Origin of the sequence: Pseudooceanicola lipolyticus (assembly GCF_002786325.1) — a bacterium.
Classification (GTDB): domain Bacteria; phylum Pseudomonadota; class Alphaproteobacteria; order Rhodobacterales; family Rhodobacteraceae; genus Pseudooceanicola_C; species Pseudooceanicola_C lipolyticus.
In genome coordinates this window covers 1-1553 of sequence record NZ_PGTB01000330.1, presented here as the reverse complement: position 1 = coordinate 1553, position 1553 = coordinate 1, and the positions used below count along the sequence as shown (strand labels likewise).

The window sequence follows — 1553 nt, the reverse complement described above, 5'->3', positions numbered from 1 at the left end:
TCGAGACCGGCATGCGGCTGGCCTGTTCCCGGTTCGACCCGGACTGGATCGCGGTGATGGATGACGATGCCCGCCCGGCGCCCGGCGCGCTGGCCGCCTTCCACCGGCTCGACAAGGCCGGCTGCGAGGCGGTGGCGGCGGCGGTCTATACCCCGGGGGGCGAGATCTGCGAGATGAACCGCCCCTCGCGCAACCCGTTCTGGCACGCCCGCGAATTCACCCGCACGCTGATGCGCATCGGCGGCCGCGGCGGCTTTCACGTCCGGCCCGAGGATTACACCGGGCCGGGGCGGCAGATCGATGTCGCCTCCTTTGTCGGGCTGTTCGTGTCGCGGGCGGCGATCGGGCGGGTCGGCTTCCCCGACGGGCGGCTGTTCGTCTATGGCGAGGACGGCATCTATACGCTGGACCTGACCCGGCGCGGCGGGCGGATCTGGTTTGCCCCCGGGATCGTCTTCGAACATGACTGCGACACCTTCGAGGGCCAGCGCGGCCGCTTCCGGCCGCTGTGGAAGGTCTATTACTACCACCGCAACCTGCTGCTGCTCTATCGCATGGCGGCGGGCTGGATGTTCTGGCCGGCGCTGCTGGCGGTGCTGCCGAAATGGCTGTCCAAGATCCGCCACCACCCGGGCGAGCGCGGCCGCTTCCTGCGGCTGCTGGGCTGGGCGGTGCGCGACGGGCTGGCGCGGCGCACCGGCGGCGACCATGCCCGGGTGCTGGCGCTGGCCGGCGCGGAACCGCCCTTGTCAGAGCCTGTCAGCGATTCAGGATTTCGCGGTGATAGCGGCCCAGAAGGATCTGCCCCAGTGCCAGGAGGACGAGGCTGACCGCCAGCACATAGACCTCGTTGACGTAGGCGGCGGTATAGGTCGGGAAGAAGCCGGTGCGCATCAGCCCGAGGATATGGATCAGCGGGTTGTACCACAGGATGTCCTGCGCCAGCGGCGGCAGATCCTCGTAGATATAGAAGATGCCCGAGGCCAGGAACAGCGGCCGGGTGATGATCGACCAGGCCACCTCCCAGATCGGGAACAGGCCGATCAGGGCGCAGTTCAGCGTGCCCACCCCCAGCCCCAGCAGCATCGCCAGCGCCATCGCCCGCACCACCGGCACCATGTCCAGCGTGGCGCGCGCATCGGTGGCGATCAGGATGCCGCCCAGCAGCAGGATCGCCACCAGGATGCTGGTCAGGCTGTTCAGCAGGAACCGCGCCAGCACCGCGTCGAGCCAGGTCACCGCCGGGTATTGCAGCAGCGGCTTGGAAAAGTTGATGGCGCGGGCCACCTGGTTGGACACCGACATATAGAGATCGAAGGGCAGATAGCCGGTGGCGTAGAACAGCAGGAAGCTGGTGCCCAGCGACGGCGCGCGCAGCACCAGCGAGAAGCCGACCGACAGCACGATGATCGCCGCCAGCGGCTCCAGCACCGCCCAGACATAGCCGCCGGGGGTGCGGCCATAGCGGCTGGACATCTCGCGCAGCACCAGCGCCAGCACCGTGCGGACCGTCGCGAAACGGCGCCGCTCGGCAGCGGCCGGGGCGAGGGCGG

General features: G+C 69.3%; 2 protein-coding genes. One reads left to right on the top strand and one right to left on the bottom strand.

The genetic code is table 11. The features are described 5' to 3' along the window. The coding region (locus CVM52_RS25630; protein WP_172721099.1) for a glycosyltransferase family protein at positions 1–830 on the top strand (830 nt) is incomplete at its 5' end. Here the strand turns inward: CVM52_RS25630 and CVM52_RS25625 are convergent. Further along, the coding region (locus tag CVM52_RS25625; protein ID WP_370741727.1) for an ABC transporter permease at positions 760–1553 on the bottom strand (794 nt) is incomplete at its 5' end. The two genes, CVM52_RS25630 and CVM52_RS25625, sit on opposite strands and share 71 nt — an antisense overlap.